This is a genomic window from Colwellia maritima (assembly GCF_022669015.1).
Taxonomy (GTDB): Bacteria; Pseudomonadota; Gammaproteobacteria; order Enterobacterales; family Alteromonadaceae; genus Colwellia; species Colwellia maritima.
In genome coordinates this window covers 1,488,497-1,508,357 of the sequence record NZ_JAKKSL010000001.1, presented here as the reverse complement: position 1 = coordinate 1,508,357, position 19,861 = coordinate 1,488,497, and the positions used below count along the sequence as shown (strand labels likewise).

19 protein-coding genes and 2 pseudogenes are annotated in these 19,861 nt (G+C 37.5%); 9 read left to right on the top strand and 12 right to left on the bottom strand.

The genetic code is table 11. The features are described 5' to 3' along the window. Window positions 1-104: 104 nt before the first annotated feature. Both L3081_RS07440 and pomA read right to left on the bottom strand, forming a co-directional pair. Window positions 105-1,046 carry a flagellar motor protein MotB gene (locus L3081_RS07440; RefSeq protein WP_242284588.1) on the bottom strand — a complete coding sequence of 314 codons (942 nt, stop codon included), beginning with the start codon at window positions 1,044-1,046 and terminating at the stop codon, window positions 105-107. Window positions 1,047-1,072: 26 nt separating this feature from the next. Further along, window positions 1,073-1,840: a flagellar motor protein PomA gene (gene pomA, locus L3081_RS07435; RefSeq protein WP_242284586.1), complete on the bottom strand. Its 768-nt coding sequence runs from the start codon at window positions 1,838-1,840 to the stop codon at window positions 1,073-1,075. 308 nt (window positions 1,841-2,148) lie between these two features. Between pomA and xseB the strand changes: the two genes are divergently transcribed. The 3 genes and pseudogenes from xseB (at window position 2,149) to dxs (ending at window position 5,229) form a co-directional block, all read left to right on the top strand. Further along, entirely contained in the window at window positions 2,149-2,415 is a 267-nt protein-coding gene (xseB, locus tag L3081_RS07430; protein WP_242284584.1) for an exodeoxyribonuclease VII small subunit, read from the top strand. Further along, on the top strand, window positions 2,412-3,302 hold the full coding sequence (gene ispA / locus L3081_RS07425) for a (2E,6E)-farnesyl diphosphate synthase (protein WP_242284582.1): 891 nt from the start codon (window positions 2,412-2,414) through the stop codon (window positions 3,300-3,302). The genes xseB and ispA overlap by 4 nt, the downstream gene beginning before the upstream one ends. 55 nt (window positions 3,303-3,357) lie before the next feature. Continuing rightward, window positions 3,358-5,229 (top strand): annotated as a pseudogene (gene dxs, locus L3081_RS07420) (1-deoxy-D-xylulose-5-phosphate synthase). A 96-nt stretch (window positions 5,230-5,325) separates the two neighbouring features. Here dxs and nqrM read toward each other — a convergent pair. From nqrM to bolA, 10 genes are all read right to left on the bottom strand, one after another. Next, on the bottom strand, window positions 5,326-5,571 hold the full coding sequence (gene nqrM, locus L3081_RS07415) for a (Na+)-NQR maturation NqrM (RefSeq protein ID WP_242284580.1): 246 nt from the start codon (window positions 5,569-5,571) through the stop codon (window positions 5,326-5,328). Window positions 5,572-5,627: 56 nt separating this feature from the next. Next, on the bottom strand, window positions 5,628-6,659 hold the full coding sequence (locus L3081_RS07410) for an FAD:protein FMN transferase (protein WP_242284577.1): 1,032 nt from the start codon (window positions 6,657-6,659) through the stop codon (window positions 5,628-5,630). Window positions 6,660-7,033: 374 nt separating this feature from the next. After that, the gene (gene nqrF / locus L3081_RS07405) at window positions 7,034-8,257 is read right to left on the bottom strand and encodes an NADH:ubiquinone reductase (Na(+)-transporting) subunit F (RefSeq protein ID WP_242284570.1); all 1,224 of its coding nucleotides are present in this window, start codon (window positions 8,255-8,257) and stop codon (window positions 7,034-7,036) included. A gap of 42 nt (window positions 8,258-8,299) precedes the next feature. Next, window positions 8,300-8,923, bottom strand: a complete 624-nt coding sequence (gene nqrE / locus L3081_RS07400; protein ID WP_242284567.1) for an NADH:ubiquinone reductase (Na(+)-transporting) subunit E — start codon at window positions 8,921-8,923, stop codon at window positions 8,300-8,302. Between the two features lie 2 nt (window positions 8,924-8,925). Then, the gene (locus L3081_RS07395) at window positions 8,926-9,549 is read right to left on the bottom strand and encodes an NADH:ubiquinone reductase (Na(+)-transporting) subunit D (RefSeq protein ID WP_242284565.1); all 624 of its coding nucleotides are present in this window, start codon (window positions 9,547-9,549) and stop codon (window positions 8,926-8,928) included. After that, window positions 9,549-10,334, bottom strand: a complete 786-nt coding sequence (locus L3081_RS07390) for a Na(+)-translocating NADH-quinone reductase subunit C (RefSeq protein WP_242284563.1) — start codon at window positions 10,332-10,334, stop codon at window positions 9,549-9,551. Before L3081_RS07390 ends, L3081_RS07395 begins: the two co-directional genes overlap by 1 nt. After that, window positions 10,327-11,529: an NADH:ubiquinone reductase (Na(+)-transporting) subunit B gene (locus tag L3081_RS07385; RefSeq protein WP_242284561.1), complete on the bottom strand. Its 1,203-nt coding sequence runs from the start codon at window positions 11,527-11,529 to the stop codon at window positions 10,327-10,329. Before L3081_RS07385 ends, L3081_RS07390 begins: the two co-directional genes overlap by 8 nt. A 2-nt stretch (window positions 11,530-11,531) precedes the next feature. After that, complete coding sequence (locus tag L3081_RS07380; RefSeq protein ID WP_242284559.1) at window positions 11,532-12,875, bottom strand: Na(+)-translocating NADH-quinone reductase subunit A; 1,344 nt, start codon at window positions 12,873-12,875, stop codon at window positions 11,532-11,534. A gap of 496 nt (window positions 12,876-13,371) precedes the next feature. Next, a complete protein-coding gene (fabV, locus tag L3081_RS07375; RefSeq protein WP_242284558.1) occupies window positions 13,372-14,562 on the bottom strand; it encodes an enoyl-ACP reductase FabV in 1,191 nt (396 codons plus the stop codon). A gap of 111 nt (window positions 14,563-14,673) precedes the next feature. After that, a complete protein-coding gene (gene bolA / locus L3081_RS07370; RefSeq protein ID WP_242284549.1) occupies window positions 14,674-14,988 on the bottom strand; it encodes a transcriptional regulator BolA in 315 nt (104 codons plus the stop codon). A gap of 127 nt (window positions 14,989-15,115) precedes the next feature. Between bolA and L3081_RS28965 the strand changes: the two genes are divergently transcribed. From L3081_RS28965 to L3081_RS07345, 6 genes and pseudogenes are all read left to right on the top strand, one after another. Beyond that, entirely contained in the window at window positions 15,116-15,373 is a 258-nt protein-coding gene (locus L3081_RS28965) for a hypothetical protein (RefSeq protein ID WP_420839705.1), read from the top strand. Between the two features lie 8 nt (window positions 15,374-15,381). Further along, window positions 15,382-16,310 (top strand): annotated as a pseudogene (locus L3081_RS28960) (methyltransferase). 93 nt (window positions 16,311-16,403) lie between these two features. Continuing rightward, window positions 16,404-16,988, top strand: a complete 585-nt coding sequence (locus L3081_RS07360; protein WP_242284547.1) for a YajG family lipoprotein — start codon at window positions 16,404-16,406, stop codon at window positions 16,986-16,988. A gap of 24 nt (window positions 16,989-17,012) precedes the next feature. Continuing rightward, window positions 17,013-17,621, top strand: a complete 609-nt coding sequence (locus L3081_RS07355) for a peptidylprolyl isomerase (protein WP_242284546.1) — start codon at window positions 17,013-17,015, stop codon at window positions 17,619-17,621. Window positions 17,622-17,920: 299 nt separating this feature from the next. After that, window positions 17,921-18,250, top strand: a complete 330-nt coding sequence (locus L3081_RS07350) for a hypothetical protein (RefSeq protein ID WP_242284544.1) — start codon at window positions 17,921-17,923, stop codon at window positions 18,248-18,250. A gap of 145 nt (window positions 18,251-18,395) precedes the next feature. Then, window positions 18,396-19,676, top strand: coding sequence for an AmpG family muropeptide MFS transporter (locus tag L3081_RS07345; RefSeq protein WP_242284542.1), 1,281 nt, complete (start codon window positions 18,396-18,398; stop codon window positions 19,674-19,676). Window positions 19,677-19,861 lie beyond the last annotated feature (185 nt).

The following is a 19,861-nucleotide window of genomic DNA, read 5'->3' as shown; positions in this document are numbered from 1 at the left end:
ATAATAACAATAAGAATAATGGCGCACATTATACACAAAAAAAGCTGTCAGTATTATGCTGACAGCTTTTTAACGCATAGTTTTTAATGCTTAGTGAACAATTTTTACTGAGTTATTTGAATCGGTTCACTCTCTTTTGCTTTACCTTGGTTAATTGAAATCTCAACACGTCGATTTCGGCGGCGATTTAAGGCATTCGTGTTAGGTACTAAAGGTCGAGTATCTGCATGACCTGCAACCACTAAACGAGTTTGGTCAAAGCCAGGCACCTTAATCATTTCATGAGCGATGGCTACCGCGCGTTTACTCGATAAATCCCAGTTTGAAGTAAACAATTCAGAATCAACACCACGATTATCTGTATTACCTGAAATCATAATTTCACCTGGCATTGTATTTAATAGTTCGCCAATTTGTCTAATAATAGGTTTGAATTGAGGCTGTAAAAAAGCAGAGCCTGATGGAAATGAGCCATTCTCTCGAATTCTAATAATAATTTGTTGACCTAAAGATTCTAATTCAATAGCGCCATCTAAAATCTGTTGCTCAAGTTGCTCAGCGACTTTTTTAACAAGATCATTTACCTGTTCTTGCGCTGCTCGTTCCATTTCATCTTGCGCTTTTTTCATCGCTTCTGCCGACAAAGCATCTTCAGTATTTTGCGCTTGTCCGCCCCGTTCTTCACCGCGTTGTTCTTGACGTCCTCCGGCAGACGTTTCACTACCCGCTTGAAACTCCAACATTTGTTGAGTCATTTCCATGGTTTGCTGCTGTATTAACTCAATAGGCGTTGGGTCAGGTTTGCCCGGTCTAAACTCTTGCGCAATGATACTTGTCCCTTTAGGAATATCTTTTACCTCAATTTTATTTTGAACACCGAAAGCAAACTTCATCGACCCTGCAATTTGCTTAAACTTCATTACGTCCATTTCAGAAAAAGAGAGCAACAATACAAAAAAGCACATCAATAATGACATAAGATCAGCGAAGGTACCCATCCATGCAGGTAATCCTGGTGGTGGACATTTGCATTCTTGTTCAGCCATACACCCTCCGTTGAATGAAGTTAATACTATTCATCTTCCGCTGTACCTATTTTACGTTTACCTTCAGCTAAATAATTTTTAAGTAATCCTTCAATAACACGTGGGTTTTGACCATCCTGAATACCTAATACCGCATCAAGTACCAATTCTTGATTCATTTTTTCTTCCGCCATACGTAATTTCAATTTTGAGGCAAGCGGAATAGCAATAACATTAGCTAAAAAAGCCCCATAAAGCGTTGTTAACAAGGCAACAGCCATTGCAGGCCCGATAGATTTTGGATCATCCATATTTGACAACATAGCAACGAGACCAATCAAAGTACCTATCATACCCATCGCAGGGGCAACATCGGCCAATGCCATCAACATATTAGAGCCTGTTTCATGACGTTCTGTCGTGAGGTTTATATCTTTTTGCAACGTTGCTCGTACTACATCGGCATCATGACCATCCACTAACATATCAACTCCCTTTTGCATAAACGCGTTTGTTATTTCAGCTTCTTCAAGTGCTAAAAATCCCCCTTTACGCGCTGCATCTGCCATATCAACGGCTTTTTCAATTAACTCTTCAGGTTTTTCTAATTTAAACATGAAAGCTTTTACAATAATTTTACCAATACCTAAAAATTGTCCCAAGTTGTAGTTAGATAAAACAACAAAGATTGAACCACAAAACACAATTAAAACTGATTGCGTATCGGCGAACATCATGATATCACCAGACAACACCATCGCCATCACGAGTAAACCAATGGCACCAACGATACCTATTAAGGTTGCTAAATCCACAAAATTCTCCTAAAACTGCAAAACTCATAATGTACTAATAAAATAATAGTACATTATGAGAAAACTATTCGCTATTACTTATCACTTTATATATTTATTATCGCCCGTATAGTCAATAACTTAATAGTTGATATAGAATAAAATTAACTGAAATAACGTCAAGCTACATTGACCAGTGTGCTTAGCTAGTGGTAAGTTTGCGCCTAACATTAAAAGAGTCTAGTAATACTAAATTGATTAAGTTCTTTTCCGCTCTACGAGTATTTAAAGACTTACAATCAGGGTATTGATTAAAGAGAAGGTCAAAAATGGCAAAGAAAAAATTAGAAAACTTAAGTTTTGAAGAGTCTCTTAATGAGTTAGACACAATCGTACAAAATTTAGAGCAAGGTGACATAGATCTTGAAGAATCTATGGCATTATTTGAGCGAGGGTTAACCTTAAGTAAATTAAGCCAAAACAAACTACAAGCTGCAGAACAAAAAGTAAAAATACTCCTTGAAAAAGAAGGTCAGCAACAGCTACAAGATTTTGATTTATCTGCAAACATTCCCTCTTCAGGTGATCTATCGTGAGTACTTTAGTTAACCACGATATTTTACAAGATCGCATTGATCAGTTTTTGACGCTAAAGCTTCAACAACTGCCCATCAATGATAACAAACTTCATCAAGCAATGAGTTATGGGCTATTAATAGGCGGTAAACGTATACGTCCTTATTTGGTTTACATCACAGGAGAAGCACTTGCCGTTAGTTTGGATGATCTTGATGGTATAGCCGGCGCCATAGAATGTATTCATGCATATTCTTTATTACATGATGATTTACCTGCCATGGACGATGATGACTTAAGGCGTGGTAAGCCGACATGTCATAAAGCATTTGATGAAGCCACTGCAATTCTTGCAGGTGATAGTTTACAAACTCTCGCCTTTGATATTCTAGCCAACCATAACTTTTCTGAGACAACAAAACCTAAACAGCTAAAATTAATTCAACAATTAGTTTCTGCCGGCGGTTACCAAGGAATGTGTGGTGGACAAGCGTTAGATTTAGCCGCAACAGATAAACTAATTAGTTTAGAACAACTGGAAACCTTGCATTCATTAAAAACAGGCGCACTACTTGAAGCTTCAGTATTAATGGCGGCTGAATGTGCACAACACCTTTCAATACAAGACCAACAAGCCCTGCAAAAATTTGCCAAGCTTGTTGGTTTAGCTTATCAAGTTCAAGATGACATTATTGATATTACGTCAACTCAAGAAGAGCTTGGAAAGCCTAGTGGCTCTGACTTGGCGTCTAACAAAAGTACCTACCCTGCATTACTTGGATTGCAGGGTGCAAAAGAAAAAGCTGAAAACTTATTTCAACAAGCACTTCAAGCTTTAGCGAGTTTGCCTTACAATACACAATCCTTAGCTGATTTTGCTACTTTTATTATTAAACGTAGCCATTAAATAAAAGAATATAATAATTAAATCAGTTAACAAATAATTTAACTATAGAATAAATATGACAAATCTTGCTGACTACCCATTGCTTGCCCAAATAAACTCGCCTAAAGACTTGCGTAACATCCCACAAGATCAATTACCGCGAGTAAGTAATGAATTACGCAGATTCCTATTAAATTCTGTAAGTAAAAGTAGTGGTCACTTTGCTTCGGGACTAGGTACAATAGAGCTAACCGTTGCGTTACATTATGTCTATAACACACCATTTGATCACCTTATTTGGGATGTTGGTCATCAAGCTTATCCGCATAAAATATTGACCGGTCGCCGAGATCAACTTCACACGATAAGACAAAAAGATGGTTTGCATCCATTTCCGTGGCGAGAAGAAAGTGAATACGATACGTTAAGTGTCGGACATTCGAGTACCTCCATATCAGCTGCATTGGGTTTATCTGTTGCGGCAGAAAAAGAAGGATTAAACCGAAGAACAGTTGCCGTTATTGGCGACGGTGCAATGACAGCAGGCATGGCATTTGAAGCACTAAATCATGCCGGTGACATAAAAAAAGACATGCTGATTATTCTAAATGATAATGAAATGTCTATATCAGAGAATGTTGGGGCATTAAATAATCACTTTGCGAGAATGCTTTCTGGCAGTCTTTATACAGGTATTAGAGAAAGCGGTAAACGATTACTCAACAACTTACCTCCGATTAAAGAATTAGCAAGTCGCGCTGAAGAGCATCTAAAAGGTATGGTTGTTCCGAGTACTTTTTTTGAAGAACTTGGCTTTAACTATATTGGTCCTATCGATGGCCATGACGTGAATGGCCTCGTTGATACGATAAAGAACATGCGTAGTCTGAAGGGACCACAATTACTGCATATTGCGACTAAAAAAGGTAAAGGTTACCAAGCAGCTGAACAAGATCCTATTAAGTATCATGCGGTCCCCAAATTCAATCCGAGTGAGGACAGCTTACCAAAATCTAAACCCTCTTTACCTACTTACTCACAAATTTTTGGAGATTGGCTATGTAAAACAGCTGAGATTGACAAAAAACTCGTGGCTATTACACCCGCCATGCGTGAAGGATCTGGCATGGTTGAGTTTAGCCAACGTTTTCCTGACCAATATTATGATGTCGCTATCGCTGAACAGCACGCTGTAACTTATGCTGCAGGCTTAGCAATTGGTGGGCAACACCCAGTTGTCGCTATTTATTCAAGCTTTTTACAACGTGGCTATGATCAGCTGATTCATGACGTAGCCATCCAAAATTTACCTGTATTATTTGCGGTAGATAGAGCAGGTATAGTTGGTGCTGACGGCGCGACTCATCAAGGCTCCTTTGACTTAAGTTTTCTACGCTGCATTCCTAACCTTGTCATTATGGCTCCTGCCGACGAACGAGAATGTCAGCTTATGCTCAACACTGGACATAAATCTCTTTCACCTTCTGTGGTACGCTATCCTCGTGGTAATGGCACAGGTGAAACCTTACCTAGTGTTAATGAAGTAATAGAGGTTGGAAAAGGTAGAATAATTATCGAAGGTCAAGAAAATACGACCAAACTAGCCATTTTAAGTTTTGGTACCATGTTAGCAGAAGCACAAAAAGCAGCTCTAGCACTTGGCGCAACACTGGTTGATATGCGTTTTATCAAACCACTTGATGTGCAGTTAATTGATAAAATTCAATCAAGTCATGACGTTATCGTGACGATTGAAGATAATGCCATAGCAGGTGGTCTTTGGCTCAGCAGTAAATGAATATATACTATCGAAAGGGTGGCAATGAAAATCTTGAATATAGGAATTCCTGATCACTTTGTTAAACATGGTACGCAAGAAGAAGTTCATCACGAATTAGGACTAGATAGCGTAGGGATAATGATTAAAATAAATAATTTTATGACGTAGTATTTTCTCAATAGCGCTTTTATAAATAGCATTTTATTTATACTGCTATCCATCATAAAAAAGGTCGCAATTTTGCGATCCTTTTTATTATTTTGTTTAAATATTTTCGACTTCTATTCTATTTTGAACAGTTTGTTCATTTTTATCCGCGCTTAAGGCTGCTATACGTTCGCGCTCTTGCCGTTTTTCACAGGGGTTATCGCAGTTACATTCTTTTTCAATACCAACACTAGCTAACCCGCCACAACTCCCGCCTAAGGTTTTCTGTTGAAAAATATAACCTACAGCCATCGCTGTACCAACGACAAGGAAAAAACCAAAAGTGATAAAAAAAATCATCATAATATATACGCCTATAAATAATTAGCGAAATTGTTAGTCTGAAATCTAACTGACAACTATTTCAAATATTGTTTAAATTTTACCGTAAATTGTTCGATAAAGCCATTTTCAGATTTAGAAACAAATAATGCCGCGAGATCATTTTTAATCGCAAATGCTAGCCCTTCCTCTGCTCCCATCACCATTAAAGTGGTCGATAAACCATCAGCTGTCATTGACGATGGTGCTATCACAGTAACTGATACTAAGTTATGGTTTATCGGTTTACCTGTGGCGGGATCAATAATATGTGAAAAACGCTGCCCATTGCTCTCGAAATAATTTCGGTAATCACCTGAAGTAGCAACAGCATTATCTTTTGGAATAATAACCTGTTGCACTGCCCTATGATCACCTGAAGGATCAAAAATGGGTTTTTCAATAGCTATAGCCCAAAGTTCACCTGTATGCTTAAAACCTCTTAAGCGCATCTCACCGCCGATTTCCACTAAGTAGTTAGTTATGCCATTGTCTTCTATTAATTCAGCAATTACATCAACTCCATAGCCTTTAGCGGTAGTAGATAAATCAACATACAGGTTAGGAATATCCTTGGACAATTGAGTACCGTTTAGATGAAGGTTCTTTAATCCAACTCGGGAACGTGTGCTAGTAATCAATTCATCACTTGGCGCAGTTTCAGGACGTAAATCGGGACCAAAGCCCCAAAGATTAACTAATGGTCCAACGGTAATATCTAATTTACCGCCACTTAGTTCACCTAATCGAATAGACTCAGCCAACACGCGTGCAAAACCGGCAGACACTTCAACAGGCTCAGTAGACATAGATGTATTAAAACGAGAAATTTCTGAATCTGGTATATAAGTCGACATTGCTTGATTGACTTGTTTTAGCCGCGCATCAATTTTTTGTTGCAATTGTAACGTTTCTACCTGTTCAATTGTTGCAACCACCTTAATATTATAGGTAGTGCCCATTGTACGGCCCTGAAGAAGTACTTCAGTTTTCCCTGAATCATTACTAGGAAAACAAGCTGATATACTGACAGCTAACAGCACAAGCAATAGTAGTTTGAATTTATTCATTTTAGATATCCAAATATATTATTTAGGTAACAACTCTCGGTTTCGACTTACGCAATAAGTGGAATGACCTATACGGCAAAAAATTGTTATATAAATAATCTTTTGTTTCAATAATCTATTATTAAAAGAATAAAGACGACCTAGGTCGTCTTTATTTAATTGTGTATTTTCCGGCTTAAGTAGCTTTTCAGCTCAAAGCTAGTTCGTTTAGAGCAAAGAGAAGGCGCGGAGTTGACGATAGTCATTACTCCGGACATCCTGTCCTTCGCCCTACGGGCCAACTTTCAGTTGTTCAAATTTGTTCCAGACAAATTTGTGAGCACCTTCGATGCAGCTATTAAGCGAAATAGCAAAGAGATAAAAGTTACAATATATTAGCCGCCAAAATCATCTAGAAGAATATTTTCATCTTCTACGCCAAGATCTTTCAACATATGAATAACAGCAGCATTCATCATTGGTGGCCCACACATGTAATATTCACAATCTTCTGGTGCTTCATGATCTTTTAAATAATTTTCATAAAGAACGTTGTGAATAAAACCAGTCATACCATCCCAATTATCTTCCGGTTGAGGGTCACTCAATGCAACATGCCATACAAAGTTGTCGTTATCAGCCGCAAGGCCATTGTAATCATCTTCATAGAACATTTCGCGTTTAGAGCGTGCACCATACCAGAAGCTCATTTTACGTTTAGATTTTAAACGTTTAAGCTGATCGAATATATGAGAACGCATTGGTGCCATACCTGCACCACCACCGATAAATACCATTTCGTTATCAGTTTCTTTGGCAAAGAACTCACCAAATGGACCAGAAATAGTGACTTTATCACCAGGCTTAAGACTGAAAATATAAGATGACATTTTACCTGCAGGTAAATGCAACTTGCCAGGAGGTGGCGTAGCAATACGCACATTCAGCATGATGATGCCTTCTTCTTCTGGGTAGTTCGCCATTGAGTAAGCACGTAAAGTTGGCTCATCTACTTTTGACTCTACATCGAAGAAACCAAAATGATTCCAGTCGCCTTTGTACTGCTCATCAATATCAAAATCAGAGTATTTAACATGATAGGCTGGTGCTTCAATTTGAATATAACCGCCCGCTTTAAACGGCACTGACTCACCATTAGGTATTTGAAGTTTTAATTCTTTAATGAACGTTGCTTTGTTATCGTTTGAGATAACTTCACATTCCCATTGTTGAACACCGAAGATTTCATCTTCTACTTCAATTTCCATGTCTTGTTTAACAGCAACTTGACATGCTAAACGACAACCGGCTTTTGCTTCACGTTTGTTTATATGACCTTCTTCCGTTGGAAGAATATCACCACCACCTGAATGCACTTCAACACGACACTGACCACATGTGCCACCGCCACCACAAGCTGAAGGAATAAAAATACCTTTATCAGCTAATGCGCCTAATAATTTGCCACCCGCAGCAGTTACTACTGCTTTTTCTGGATCGCCATTTATACTTATCGTTACGTCACCTGTTGATACTAACTTAGATTTAGCAAATAAAATTACTAATACTAAGGCAAGTACTATCGCGGTAAACATCGATACGCCGAGAATAATTTCCATCGACTTTTCCTTAATTATTTATCAAAATTAAAATCTAAATCGTTACAACGAAATTCCGCCGAAAGATAAAAACCCAAAAGCCATCAAACCTGCAGTTATAAATGTGATGCCTAAACCTTTTAAGCCATCAGGTACGTCAGAATATTTCATTTTCTCACGAATACCTGCCATTAATACAATGGCTAACATCCAACCTACACCTGAACCAATCCCGTAAACAACACTTTCACCAAGATTAAGGTTTTTAGCAACCATAAAAGAAACTGCACCAAAAATTGCACAGTTAACGGTAATTAAAGGTAAAAAGATACCAAGTGCTTGATACAAAGCAGGAAAATATTTATCTAGAATCATTTCCAGAATTTGTACTAAGGCCGCAATTACACCAATAAAAGTAATAAAGGATAAAAAGCTAAGGTCAATAGAATCTTTAGGATCAGTAACCCCCATAATTGAATCTAACGCGCCTGGCGCCAAAATTGCTTGGTATATAATTTGGTTAGCAGGAACAGCTAAACCTAATACCACAACAACCGCAACACCTAAGCCCATGGCCGTACTGACTTTCTTAGACACCGCTAAGAAAGTACACATTCCTAGGAAAAAGCTTAACGCCATATTCTCAATGAAAATAGTTTTAACAAAAATACTTAAATAATGTTCCATGATTAATCCTTCTCAACTTGTTCTGGTTTCCATTGGCGAATAGCCCAGATGGTTAAACCAATAATGAAGAATGAACTAAAAGGTAGTACTAATAAGCCATTGCCTTGATACCAACCACCATTTTGTGTTAATTGTAAAATTTCAATACCAAAAAGCGTACCAAAACCCAATAATTCACGGAAGAAAGCAACAATCATCAAAACAGCACCATAGCCTAAACCATTACCAATACCGTCTAAAAAGCTCACACCTGGCTTTTCTTTCATAGCAAAAGCTTCAGCTCGCCCCATTACAATACAGTTAGTAATGATTAAACCAATATAAACCGATAATTCTTTCGATAGTTGATACGAAAAAGCTTTCAGAACTTGGTCAACAACGATTACAAGCGAGGCTATAATCGCCATTTGCACGATAATACGTACGCTTGATGGAATTTGATTACGAATAGCAGAGATAAATAAATTAGAAAATGCTGTTACTAACATCACCGCAACAGTCATAACTAAAGCATTTGCCATAGAGCTAGTTACTGCTAATGCAGAACATACACCTAATACTTGTAGTGCAATTGGATTGTTATCAACAACAGGTCCAAATAGAACTTTTTTATTATCTGAAGACATTAGTTAAGCCCTCCCTCTTTAAATCGAGTAACGAATGGGCCATAGCCTTCATCACCTAACCAAAATTGTAAGGTTCGAGTAACACCATTACTGGTTAATGTTGCACCTGACAACGCATCTACACCGTTAACATCACCGGGTTTAGCGCCGCCTTTAACTAAGTGAATAGCAGCCTCGCCTTGTTCGTTATACATTTTTTTACCTGGCCATAGGGCTTTCCATTTAGGATTCAGTACTTCTGCTCCCAATCCTGGAGTTTCCTTCAGTTCCGAGTAAACAACACTACGAACGGTATTTAAATCCGGTGCCAAACCAATAAAACCATACATTAAATCCCACAAACCTGAACCAACAATCGGTAATACAATAGTATCTAATTGTTGTTCCTCGTTTTTAACTAGGTAAATCACAGCACGATCGGCACGACGACTAAGACCCGCGATATCATTTTCAGGTTTCGTACTTTTGCTAGCATCACGAGCATCAGCACGTTCTTCAAAAATATCTGTATCACCTTCAATGATTTTACCCGTTTTTAGGTCAATCATTTTCGCTTCAACAAATTTAGCATAAGTGCCAACAATATCTGAACCTGCTTTTTCAAGAAGGCCTGAAGCTTCAAGAATTTTAGTTTGCTTATCAAGTAATTTATTAGCTTGTTGTAATGGTTTTAAACCAACTGCAGAGATAGATACTAATGCAGCACACACTAAACAAATAATAAATACAAATACCAATGTTCTACCAAAGGTTTCTTTACTTTTTACATTAGAGTCACTAGACATTACGAGCAAGCCTCCGTTTGATGTTGCCTTGCACTACAAAGTAGTCAAACAATGGTGCGAACAAGTTAGCGAATAAAATTGCTAACATCATGCCTTCTGGGAATGCAGGATTTACGACACGAACCAATACAACCATCACGCCAACTAAGGCACCAAACCAGTATTTACCGGTGTTAGTGAAAGAAGCTGAAACTGGGTCGGTTGCCATAAACATCATACCAAAGGCAAAACCACCTACCACTAGGTGCCAATACCATGGCATTGCAAACATGGCATTAGTATCGCTACCAATCGCATTAAAGATAAATGCTGTTACAACCATACCACCAAATACACCTAAAACGATCCGCCATGAAGCGATGCCTTTATAAAGGATGTAAGCACCACCTAGCAAGATTGCGAAAGTAGACACTTCCCCAACAGAACCAGGAATGAAGCCCCAAAAAGCATTCCACCAATCAGCATTCATAGTATAATCATTCAAGCCTTGGCTAGCAGTACTTAGTGCAGTAGCACCAGAGAAACCATCAGCAGCAACCCAAACCGCGTCACCCGAAATTTGAGCAGGATAAGCGAAGAATAAAAACGCACGACCCGCTAACGCAGGGTTTAAGAAGTTTTTACCTGTACCACCGAATACTTCTTTGGCAATAACAATACCAAAGGTTATACCGATAGCAACTTGCCATAAAGGAATCGTTGCCGGTACGATAAGTGCGAATAATATAGAAGAAACGAAGAAACCTTCATTCACTTCATGTCCGCGTACCGCTGCAAATAAAACTTCCCAAAAACCACCTACGATAAACGTAACCGCGTAAATAGGTAAGAAGAACATGGCACCGTAAAACATCATGCTAAACCAACCAGAGTCAGCATTAAGCGTTCCACCTAGCGCAGCAAATAAAGCAGTTTGCCAAGTATCAGGTAATGCATAACCGGCAACTAAAGCGTCAACCGCTTGAAAACCAATGTTATACATACCAAAGAACATGGCAGGGAAAACCGCTAGCCATACAGTGATCATAATACGTTTCAAATCGATGCTATCACGAACGTGAGTTTTACCTTTGTTTACTTGCCCAGGAGTAAATAAACCGGTAGCAACAGCTTCGTATAACGCAAACCACTTTTCATGTTTGCCGCCTTTTTCAAATTGCGGCTCAATATCTTCAATAAACTTTTTCAAGCCCATGACTAACCTTCCTTCTCTATTATGGTTAGGCAATCACGAAGATATACGCCGTAATCTGTTTTGCCAGGGCAAACAAATGTACAAAGCGCTAAATCTTCTTCGTCCGGCTCCAAAACACCAAGTTTCTGCGCTGTATCGGTATCACCTGCAACTAAATCACGCAATAACATGGTAGGTAAAATATCTAATGGCATAACACGTTCAAAGTTACCAATTGGTACCATAGAACGTTCACTACCATTGGTAGTGGTTGTCATATTGAATAATTTCTTAGGGAAGAAATGAGACATATAAGCACGTGTTACTGAAAATTTATTAGGACCCGGATACATGTACCCCATAAATTCTTTTTCACGACCTTCTAGAATCAAACTTACTTGTACATGGTAACGGCCTAAATAACCGTGAACTGCCGTTGCAGTTGACCCCATTAACAATGAGCCAGAAACCACACGTAATTCACCATCAATGGCTTCACCTGCCGTTAATTCAGATGTACTTGCACCTAAAACAGTGCGTACTAAGCGAGGATTTTTGGCTGCGGGACCCGCAAGGGAAATAACGCGCGTATTATCTAGTTCACCTGATGTAAAAAAATGACCATAGGCAATAACATCTTGATAACCAATGTGCCAAACAAATTTTTCAGCGCTAACCGGCTTTAAGAAGTGAATATGCGTACCAACTAAACCGGCAGGATGTTTACCCGCAAATTCATTTACTTGTACAGCACTTGCAACAGGAATGTTCGCACCTGGCGCTTTGCTCACGAATATTTCACCGTCAGTTAAACGCGATAAAACAGTCAAACCGTTTTTAAACGCTTCTGCTTGCTCACCAATAATAACTTCTGGATCAGCTGCTAACGGATTAGTATCCATTGCGCTTACAAAAATTGCCATTGGGGTTGAGTTTATTGCAGGAATTTTACTAAATGGACGAGTTCTTAATGCAGTCCACAAACCTGAATCAACAAGATTGTTTACTACAACTTCACGCGATATAGTTGCTAATTGGTCGGCAGGAAAACTGGTAAAAGTGATTTGTTCGTCACTATTATTATCAATATCAATAACAACTGATTGCAAAACACGTTTTTCACCACGGTTAATCTCTTTAACAACACCGGCAGCTTGAGCTGTGAATTTAACGCCAGGATTTTTTTTATCTTCAAAAATCACCTGACCTTTTTTAACGCTATCACCCACTTTAACAAACATGGTTGGACGCATACCCACAAACTCTTCACCTAATGTTGCAACGGTCTTGATGGATGGACCATCATGGATTACCTGCTGTGGTATTCCTTTAACAGGAACATCTAAGCCTTCTTTTATTGTAATCATAAACACTTGCACTACTTTTGATGGGAGTAAAAAACCAATGACTTATAATCTTTATTAATTGGCATAACCCAAATAGCAAATCATTTAAGCAATTGATTTCAGTGTATTTCAGTTAAGAACTTATTTTTTCAATTGAAAAAAAAAGACCCACTGACTCTAAGTTAAATTTTCTGGCGCGAATATTACCACAAACAGCCATAATTATTCTACGTTGATTAACAACTTTTCATGACAAATTATACTATAGTTGTAGTTCATGCATTAAAATGAGGCGAATGTATTTTTTTGTTGATTTTTTACACACAAAGGAGCACGTTCATGTGACAAATATCACAAAAGATACTTGCAAGTTCATGTTTGCTTTAACTTTTAGATTTGCATGGCAGCTTGTTACACAAAAGAATTCAGGCTACTAAGACCCAAGGTGAATTTTCAAAAAATATATAAAAAAACCGATGCAAGCATCGGTTTTAGTAAACTTCTTAATTATAACATTTTAACTTAAGTTATTAATCTCAACTTCGGGGCTAATGTCAGCATCATAATCAACACTTTCAATGCCAAAACCAAACAGTTTTAAAAATTCATTATGGTAACCAACATAGTCTGTTAACTCATCAATGGTGTCAGTATCAACAGTGTTCCATATATCTGTTACTCGTTGTTGTACACTGTCTTCGAGTTCTTTATAGTTTTGACGGAAACGCCCTTGTTCATCAAGACGTGGACTGTCACTATAAATATTTTCTTTGAATAAGTTTGAAATCTGTTCAATACAGCCTTCATAAGTACCATCAGCTTTCATTACTTTAAACATAGCTGAAATATATAAAGGCATAATTGGAATGGCTGAACTTGCTTGAGTTACTACCGCATTTAACGACGTAACACGTGCCTGGCCATTAAGACTCTCAGTGGCTGCGTTGATCGCAGTGGCTGCACGATCAAGATCCTCTTTTGCTTTACCAATAGTGGCATGTCCATAAATAGGCCATGTTAATTCTTTGCCGATATAGGTGTAGGCCACAGTTTTAACGTCTTGGGCTAAAACATCAGCTTCTTTTAGCGCATTCAACCATAATTCCCAATCAGCACCACCCATTACATCAATAGTACCTTGAATTTCGTCATCATTCGCAGCTTCAACTGATACAGAGTCAATGATGCGTTTTGAAGTATTTAAATTTTTTGTGGTAACACTCTTGCCAATAGGTTTTAACGTTGAAGAGTATACTTCACCCGTATCAGGATCTGTTCTACGAGGTGATGCTAGTGAATAAATGACTAAATCAATTTTCCCCATATCCGCTTTAATGGTGTCAATTGCTTGTGCTTTAATCCCGTGAGAAAAGGCATCGCCATTAATATTTTTGGAGTATATCCCGGCGGCGTCGGCGGCTTTTTGAAATGCCGCAGTATTATACCAACCGGCTGAAGCTGTTTTCTTTTCTGTTGGTGGTTTTTCGAAGAAAATACCTAATGTGCTAGCATTATGTCCAAAAGCTGCCGTGATACGTGAAGCTAAACCATAGCCTGTGGAAGCTCCTATAACTAACACATTTTTAGGTCCTTTTTCAGTAGACCCTACGCCTTTCACATAAGAAATTTGTTCATTAACATGGGCTTCACAACCTACAGGGTGAGCATTAGTACAAATAAAACCACGAATTTTTGGTTTGATTACCATAAGAAAACCTTTTGAATATCTTTATAAAGAATATAAATTTGCGCTATTGTACCTTGCTAATTAATTAAAGAGGTACGAGCAGTTAGGAAATTAAAAAGTGTTGCCAAGTGATTATTTACCACCACCTAAACAATTTGGTGACTCGGGTGTGTTGTCAGCATAAAAATCACGCCACTCTTTCTCGGTGTATGTATGCATAGCTAATGCATGAATTTGTCCTGCTAACTCTTGAGAGAGCACAGAGTTAACCGCACGATGGCGTTTAATCAAGCGTTCCCCTTCAAATTTATCGGAAACAATCGTTACTTTAAAATGTGACTCACTCCCTGGCGGAACATTATGATTGTTGCTTTCATTAATCACATCTAAATGGAATGGGGAAAAGGCGGAGTTTAATTTTTCTTCAATGACAGCAGCTATAGACATGAGTGATCTCGGTAAAGTGTTATTAACATTTTATTTTAATAATTTTTATAGGGGTGAATCAACATTTAAATAAGTAAATATGTCACAATAGTCTATATTAACTCATTCCACATATTATATCTCAGCTATGCTCAGTCCCTTTTTTATTGACCATCAACAATTAACCTTGACTCGTTTCCCTTTAGCTCAAGTTAACCGTAGCTTACAAGCTTGGGACGCCGCCGATGAGTACATACTCAACTATATTTCGAATGATAACAGTAAAACAGCACAGTTAATTGCAGAAAATACCCGTGTTGCTATTTTTAATGACGCTTTTGGGGCACTAACAACGCATTTTTGTCAGGTTAATTCAGTAGAAAAACCAGAAGAAAAAAAACCTTAGTCTTTTGTATTAACGATTCATACATTAGCTGCCAAGGCATTGCTTATAATATTGAGCATAACCAACTTGCACATGACAATATTACCCAACTAAATTGTTTAGATGATTTTCCAAAAAACATTGATGTTATTCTTTATAAAATTCCTAAGAGTAAATCATTACTGATAGAGCAATTAATTCAGATACAAAAGAATGTAGATAAAAATACTGTATTTATTGCGGCCGATCGTGCCAAAGACATTCATAATTCAACCCTAAAACTATTTGAAAAATATTTAGGTACGACAACAACCTCGCTTGCAGTAAAAAAAGCGCGTTTAGTGTTTTGCCAACTTAACCAACAACAGTCACATCAATCTCCTTTTCCAACGGTATGGTCATTAACTAATAAATCCCTAAACCGGGATTTTGCTATAAGTAATCATGCCAACGTTTATTCTCGAGAGAAGCTAGATATTGGCGCGAGATACTTTATTGAGAACTTACCTGAGGTTCAAAACAATTGCCAAGTCATTGATCTAGGTTGTGGTAATGGTGTTATCGGCTTAAGTATATTAGCTAAACAACCGACAGCTCAGATACAATTTTTCGATGAATCACATATGGCAATTACCTCTGCAGAACTAAATATAAACACTAACTTTCCTGAGTTGGCAGCACAATGTCAGTTTCACTTAAACGACTGTTTAACGAATGTAGAAAGTAATAGTGTTGATTTAATTTTGTGTAACCCCCTTTTCATCAACAAACAGCCACAACAGATCATATTGCTTGGCAAATGTTTAAAGACAGTCACAGAGTATTGAAAAAAGGCGGAGAATTACGCATTATTGGCAATCGACAATTGGCTTATCACATCAAATTAAAACGGATATTTGGAAATGAAAGACTAATAGCCAGTAATGACAAATTTGTTACGCAATCAGCCATTAAATAAATGAACATTATACAACTGATTCTATTGACTTAATGATGAATAACAACGAACAGAAGTATTAACTATCTAAAACACAATAAAGCGACCTGGTTAATGAAATTTAATTCTTTTTACTCAAAAATTACCGCATTCATTTCATTATTAATATTAATGATGCTAAACGGATGTGCAAATATACCCAAACATGTCATTATTGCCCCTGATATTGACTCCACACCCGCGTTTTATCATCACAATAAGCAGGCACAGCTTAATGTGCTAGATATGCGTACAGCTAGACATATTGTGCAGATAATGCGAAATGACAAGCCTGCCACACTCATTTCAGCGCAAGAAAAACTAGAAAACACAATAAAAAATAATTTGAAAAAACACTGGCATGCACAAGGGTTAGCAATAAACACTACTGCTGTTAACAGTATAGATATATCAATCGAAAAAGCCATAATCAGTGTGGAGCAAGAGTTTATGGCATACAAGGTTCAAACCGAAATAGTATTAAAAGTTAGTATAAATAACGGTACACAAACGTTAACAAATACGTTTACCAACCGCGGTAATAGTGACGGACCTTTACAAGCAGATATAGCCGTATTAGAGCGTCATTTTAATCAGCGTTTAGCAAACTTATTACGACAGATTTTAGCCAATAAAAAAATTAACAACTTTTTAAAATAACAGCCCTTTAGCGAGAACAGTTCAATGAAAAACATTTATAGCATCATAATAACTAGCCTGATTTTGCTAAATGTCGCGCTATTTAGCTTAACAACATCAGCGAACAATATAGCAATAGATCCAACGAACATTTATCCAAAAGTAAAATTAGAGACCTCTCTCGGCGTTATTATTGTCGAATTAGATCGTGTCAGAGCTCCAATCACCGTTGATAACTTTCTCACTTATGTGGTTACAGGTGAATATAACAACACCATTTTTCATCGTGTTGTTGAAGACTTTATTGTACAAGGTGGTGGGTATGACGCCGATTTTGTTCCTAAAAAAACCAACAAAAACATTATCAATGAATCAGGTAATGGCTTAAAAAATGAAATCGGTACTATTGCAATGGCTAAAGAAAACAGACCTCATACCGCTAATAGACAATTTTTTTTCAATATCAATGATAACACTAACTTGGATCCTGGAAGACGTTGGGGTTATGCCGTTTTTGGTGTGATTGTTGAAGGAGAAACTGTGCTTGAAGCCATCGCAAAGGTTAAAACAGATTATAACGAAGCCTTAGGGTGGGAAAATGTGCCTTTAGAACCAGTGATGCTGATTAAGGCCACGCTATTACCTGCACAATAACCTAAATGTTTTATATTTTTAGCTTTAACACTATCTGAAGCATTTCAGCTTATATACAAATAATTGAAAAATTAAACAATCAAGTGTTACAATTTTATTACAAAAAAACGTCGCTATTATTTTGACAAAAAGCTGTTTATCAACGATACCTATATAGAAGATGTTAATCGTTGTAGTTTGTTATTTTGTCCATATAAAAACAACTTTGACTAAACACACAATCATAAAAAATCAATCTTTCATATCGGTTTATTTTTATTTTATATTTTTAAAGCACGGAGGCTTACAGGGGAGCCTGCATGATAATCGAGCAGTTTATCAATGATAAAGTTGTACAAATGGCAGCCTATGTTAACGCGGTTATTGAGGAAACCCTTCATTACACCGAATTAGATAGTTTTGTTTTGGACACACTCAGCGAGTGGACGTTACTTAAAGTCACTGATGAAACACCGAGCAGTGCCCAAGAACGTGTATTTTGGCATTTAATCCATGAAGTAAGCTTGCACGGTGCTCAAGCATTAAATAATGATTTATTCTTTAAAAGTGAAATAAATACTTGCCTTGATTTTTTCAAAGGTGTCGGAAGCTACCCTATTGATTGTGTTGGTTGGCGCCCTATTCCTTAAATCGCCTTAGCAACAAGTATCATTATTTTCCTAAATAATAAACATTACAATACGATTCATTCAGCTAATACACTTCTGCTTGGCTCAACTCTCTGATAGGCTTACTAAATCATAATATCAATTACTATAAGTACCCCAATAATTAATGTCGACTACCTCATTTAAGCAAGCCCTTTTAAACAAACGCATGCTAATTTGTATTTTTACAGGTTTTAGCTCTGGCCTTCCTTTGTTTGTTCTTTATCAATTAGTCCCTGGTTGGCTTCGTGACCAAGGTGTTAGCCTAGCAGAAATTGGCTTATTTTCATTAATAGGTATTCCTTACGTGTGGAAATTTATTTGGTCCCCCTTGATGGATCGCTATTCATTAGGTGGATTGGGCCGAAGACGAAGTTGGATGTTGGCAACACAATTACTATTGCTTGTTTCTATCGCCGCATTTGGGTGGGTCAATCCAGTTGCTAATATTTGGTCTGTTGCCTATTTAGCGGCTGCAGTCGCCTTTTTTAGTGCCGCCCAAGATATTGTATTAGACGCATATCGTCGCGAACTACTGCCTGATAATGAACTAGGTCTTGGTAACTCTATTCACGTGCAAGCTTATCGTTTATCAGGTTTAGTACCAGGTTCATTAGCTTTTATTCTTGCTGATCATATTAGCCGGCAATCGGTATTTATGGTTGTCGCCGCTTTTATGGTGTTAGGCGTATTATTAACGTTATTTATTAAAGAACTCAATACTGAAAAAAATGCGCCAAAGTCATTAAAAGAGGCTGTTATACTCCCATTTAAAGACTTTATTCAAAGTAATGGTTTAAAATCAGCCTGTTATACACTCGCCTTTTTAGTGCTATATAAACTCGGTGATAACATGGCAACAGCGTTGCAAACCCCTTTCTTTATTGATATGGGATTTACTAAAACAGAAATTGGCGTAATCGCAAAAACAGCGTCTTTGATTGCCATGACAATAGGAATAATTGTTGGCGGCCTTGTGATGATAAAACTCAGCATTAATCGTGCTTTATGGTTATTTGGTTTTGTACAAATCGCCAGTATTCTTGGCTTTGCAGCCCTCGCTGAAATTGGTCATAATAACATTGCATTAGCTATCGCAATGGGCTTTGAATATTTAGGTGTAGGATTAGGTACTGCGGCTTTTACTGCCTTTATAGCGAGAACGACAAACCCTGCTTTTGCAGCAACTCAAATAGCACTATTTACGGCACTTGCCGTGCTACCTAGAACCTTTGCGAATGCGACTACCGGGTTTATTGTTGAGCAAATTGGTTGGACACAGTTTTACTTTTTATGTACAGGGTTAGCCATACCAGGCATGCTAATGCTATTTAAAGTAGCACCTTGGCATGAACCAGAAACACAAACAAGTGCAGAGAAAATTTCGCTTGAAAATGAGCGTGAATAGACTTTCATCTAGACAGGACATTACTATGATCAAACTTTTCTTTTTACTCCCCATTATTATGTGTGCTATTTGGTGGTGGTATCTTAATAATCATGGTTATAGCGTAAAAGAAGGCATAAAAGGGTTTACTTATATTTTAATACTTAATACCGCAATTATACTTTTTTTTACAACAATGATTTATA

Excerpts from the sequence above, each read along its gene's own strand:
- L3081_RS07440 (WP_242284588.1), bottom strand. The coding sequence starts at position 1,046 with ATGGCTGAACAAGAATGCAAATGTCCACCACCAGGATTACCTGCATGG.
- xseB (WP_242284584.1), top strand. The coding sequence starts at position 2,149 with ATGGCAAAGAAAAAATTAGAAAACTTAAGTTTTGAAGAGTCTCTTAAT.
- nqrM (WP_242284580.1), bottom strand. The coding sequence starts at position 5,571 with ATGATGATTTTTTTTATCACTTTTGGTTTTTTCCTTGTCGTTGGTACA.
- L3081_RS07410 (WP_242284577.1), bottom strand. The coding sequence starts at position 6,659 with ATGAATAAATTCAAACTACTATTGCTTGTGCTGTTAGCTGTCAGTATA.
- nqrF (WP_242284570.1), bottom strand. The coding sequence starts at position 8,257 with ATGGAAATTATTCTCGGCGTATCGATGTTTACCGCGATAGTACTTGCC.
- nqrE (WP_242284567.1), bottom strand. The coding sequence starts at position 8,923 with ATGGAACATTATTTAAGTATTTTTGTTAAAACTATTTTCATTGAGAAT.
- L3081_RS07395 (WP_242284565.1), bottom strand. The coding sequence starts at position 9,549 with ATGTCTTCAGATAATAAAAAAGTTCTATTTGGACCTGTTGTTGATAAC.
- L3081_RS07390 (WP_242284563.1), bottom strand. The coding sequence starts at position 10,334 with ATGTCTAGTGACTCTAATGTAAAAAGTAAAGAAACCTTTGGTAGAACA.
- L3081_RS07385 (WP_242284561.1), bottom strand. The coding sequence starts at position 11,529 with ATGGGCTTGAAAAAGTTTATTGAAGATATTGAGCCGCAATTTGAAAAA.
- L3081_RS07380 (WP_242284559.1), bottom strand. The coding sequence starts at position 12,875 with ATGATTACAATAAAAGAAGGCTTAGATGTTCCTGTTAAAGGAATACCA.
- fabV (WP_242284558.1), bottom strand. The coding sequence starts at position 14,562 with ATGGTAATCAAACCAAAAATTCGTGGTTTTATTTGTACTAATGCTCAC.
- bolA (WP_242284549.1), bottom strand. The coding sequence starts at position 14,988 with ATGTCTATAGCTGCTGTCATTGAAGAAAAATTAAACTCCGCCTTTTCC.
- L3081_RS28965 (WP_420839705.1), top strand. The coding sequence starts at position 15,116 with ATGCTCAGTCCCTTTTTTATTGACCATCAACAATTAACCTTGACTCGT.
- L3081_RS07360 (WP_242284547.1), top strand. The coding sequence starts at position 16,404 with ATGAAATTTAATTCTTTTTACTCAAAAATTACCGCATTCATTTCATTA.
- L3081_RS07355 (WP_242284546.1), top strand. The coding sequence starts at position 17,013 with ATGAAAAACATTTATAGCATCATAATAACTAGCCTGATTTTGCTAAAT.
- L3081_RS07350 (WP_242284544.1), top strand. The coding sequence starts at position 17,921 with ATGATAATCGAGCAGTTTATCAATGATAAAGTTGTACAAATGGCAGCC.
- L3081_RS07345 (WP_242284542.1), top strand. The coding sequence starts at position 18,396 with ATGTCGACTACCTCATTTAAGCAAGCCCTTTTAAACAAACGCATGCTA.